The sequence below is a fragment of the Clostridium tetanomorphum genome (assembly GCF_017873215.1).
GTDB lineage: Bacteria > Bacillota > Clostridia > Clostridiales > Clostridiaceae > Clostridium_AO > Clostridium_AO tetanomorphum.
Genome location: NZ_JAGGKA010000056.1, coordinates 1 through 1,402 on the forward strand (window position 1 = coordinate 1; position 1,402 = coordinate 1,402).

1 protein-coding gene and 1 tRNA gene are annotated in these 1,402 nt (G+C 26.6%); both read right to left on the reverse strand.

What is annotated here, in order from left to right; all coding sequences use genetic code 11:
• Nucleotides 1–453 precede the first annotated feature (453 nt).
• Nucleotides 454–1,197, reverse strand: coding sequence for a peptidylprolyl isomerase (locus J2Z24_RS21170; protein WP_173680610.1), 744 nt, complete (start codon nt 1,195–1,197; stop codon nt 454–456).
• 124 nt (nt 1,198–1,321) lie between these two features.
• Nucleotides 1,322–1,397: transfer RNA gene (locus J2Z24_RS21175), tRNA-Phe, on the reverse strand.
• Nucleotides 1,398–1,402 lie beyond the last annotated feature (5 nt).

A 1,402-nucleotide genomic window follows, 5' to 3' on the forward strand; every position in this document is an offset into this window, starting at 1 on the left:
TATTTTTAACAGTTTCCTGTTAAGAATTGACTGGTTTCTTAATTCTCTGTTTAATTTTCAAAGACCATGTCGCTTCAAGCGACTTTTATATAATAACATTTATATTTTACTTTGTCAACACTTTTTTTGATGTATCTAAAGTTTTTTGCTACCTCACCGGCAACGAAAATAATAATACCATTCTATAAGCATCTAATTTTAGATATTAATACTCATAAAAAGAATTTATTATATTTTTTCTCCATTATTCTATATATTTTTAAGTTTTTCATATACAGATACACCTGGATAAGTATTTTAAGCATATTCATAAATTAAGATTATATAAAAGTCTTAACATAGAAATTTTGTTAAGACTCTTACATAAATTTTATAAATAAAACCTATATAGGCACAATCTAAAGAACAAAGTATGCATATAAATTCTAATTTATAAAAACAATCATATTTCTATTATTTAATTTCCAAAGGATATTTATTCTTTAACTCGGTTGTAAATTCTACATATCTCTTTCTTTGATTTTCTTGTAATAGTCTTGCCTTGATATTGTTTTTAACATCATCTAATTTCATAATAGATGCAGGCTTTCTATCTTCTACTTTTATTATATGATATCCAAATTGAGTTTTAACTGGTTCACTTATTACTCCTACTTCTAAATTAAAAGCTGCTTTCTCAAATTCTGGAACCATGCTTCCTTTTCCAAAAGTCCCCAAATCTCCTCCTGAGCTCTTAGATGGACAAATAGAATATTGCTTTGCTGCTTCTTCAAAACTAATACCTTCTTTTATATTTTTAATTATTTCTTGTGCTTTTTCTAAAGTTTCCACCAATATATGCTTAGCTGTTACAGTTTCTTCGCTCTTAAACATATCCTTATTATTATTATAATAATTTTCTATTTCACTTTCTTCTACTGTTACTTCAGCAAGTAATTTACTTATAGCTGTTTGAGTTAATATTTCCTTTTTGGCTACTTCTAATTGTGCTAAATAATTATGATCTGACTCTATATTATTATCTTTAGCATAATTATAAATTAATTCAAAAGATATAATCTCATCTAATAATTGTTTTTTTCCATCTTCAGTTCTTAGATAAGACTGCCTTTCTCTAGGAAACTTTAAAATAGTTTCTTCTAAATCCTTTTCTGTAATTTGCCTTCCATTTAAAATTACTAATACTTTATTATCCATGTTAATTCTCCTTTTAAAATCATTTAATTCAACTTTAATTATGTCATAACTGAATATATTTTTCTAGGAAAAATATAAATTATTCTCTATAAATAAAAAAACCCTATCACAATTGATAGGGTTTTGGTGGCTGGACCAGGAATCGAACCAGGGACACGAGGATTTTCAGTCCTCTGCTCTACCGACTGAGCTATCCAGCCATACT

Coding starts and splice junctions, on each gene's coding strand:
- J2Z24_RS21170 (WP_173680610.1), bottom strand. CDS start 1,197: ATGGATAATAAAGTATTAGTAATTTTAAATGGAAGGCAAATTACAGAA.